We start from the raw sequence: 426 nt of genomic DNA on the forward strand, positions 1-426 counted from the left end.
CTTCATCTAGCTCAACCACCATTTCCGTGTCGGCTTCAGCTTGGGCTTTCCCTACACGTTTTACAATACTCCCAACGGTTGTATGACTGATGTCTACTGATGTCCATTCTTTTAAGACTCTTGCAGTTTCACGATAATCTGTTTCGCTAGCCATTTCTGCTATCTTAACCTCTACTAATGCACTATGCCGTTGATACTTTCGTAGTCCCAACCATTCATCAAATGGATGCCTACAGTTGCCTTTTTTGTCCCTCATGGAAGTATGACGGAACGTCACACCCCCAAAAGTAAACTGTACTGTTTTTTCATCATCCCTTATAACTGTCCAACCTTCGGCTTGCTTTTGTTCCTTAATCACTTGATCCAACTGTGTGAATGTGTCCCCCAAAAGGGAAGAAAATATTTGGTGCATATATATTTTTACAT

At 41.3% G+C, this 426-nt stretch carries 1 protein-coding gene; it reads right to left on the reverse strand.

Annotated features, from left to right (window positions below):
- A partial coding sequence (locus tag RZN25_18620) for a UPF0236 family protein (protein MEQ6378797.1) occupies positions 1–358 on the reverse strand: 358 nt, incomplete at its 3' end.
- Between the last annotated feature and the right edge of the window lie 68 nt (positions 359–426).

The sequence above is a fragment of the Bacillaceae bacterium S4-13-56 genome (assembly GCA_040191315.1).
In the GTDB taxonomy this organism is placed as follows: domain Bacteria; phylum Bacillota; class Bacilli; order Bacillales; family JAWJLM01; genus JAWJLM01.